This window comes from Affinundibacterium seohonense (genome assembly GCF_014284305.1).
In the GTDB taxonomy this organism is placed as follows: domain Bacteria; phylum Pseudomonadota; class Gammaproteobacteria; order Burkholderiales; family Burkholderiaceae_D; genus Undibacterium; species Undibacterium seohonense.
On the sequence record NZ_JACOFW010000092.1, the window covers coordinates 1 to 443 of the forward strand.

1 protein-coding gene is annotated in these 443 nt (G+C 48.5%); it reads left to right on the forward strand.

Annotation, left to right across the window (positions count from 1 at the left end; translation table 11 throughout):
* On the forward strand, window positions 1-443 hold a 443-nt coding region (locus tag H8K52_RS20690), incomplete at both ends, for a transposase (protein ID WP_186924799.1).

A 443-nucleotide genomic window follows, 5' to 3' on the forward strand; every position in this document is an offset into this window, starting at 1 on the left:
TGAGCATAGAATTCGTAGTCGCCTGATTCGCGCCAGAACAGCTTTATGCAATGAAATACGCGGCCTGTTAGGTGAGTTTGGTATTGTGATTGCGCTAGGGGTATCGCAGGTTCGGCAAGCTTTGCCTATGTTGTTAGAGAATTCCGATGGCAAACTCAATGCGCGTTTTTTACAGTTATTGTGTGAGTTGGCAGAAGAACTCAGAGAAGTCGACGATCGCGTGAAGGCGCATGATCAACGTATCGCAGCAGCAGTGAAATCAGATGAACGTATTCAACGATTAATGGCAATCGAAGGATTTGGTCCGATTTCGGCCAGCGCCTTAGTCGCAGCAGTGGGTGATGCAACACAATTCTCTAGTGGTCGCGATATGGCGGCATGGTTAGGTCTGGTGCCGCGACAGAACTCAAGTGGAGGCAAAGAAAGACTCGGGCATATTAGTA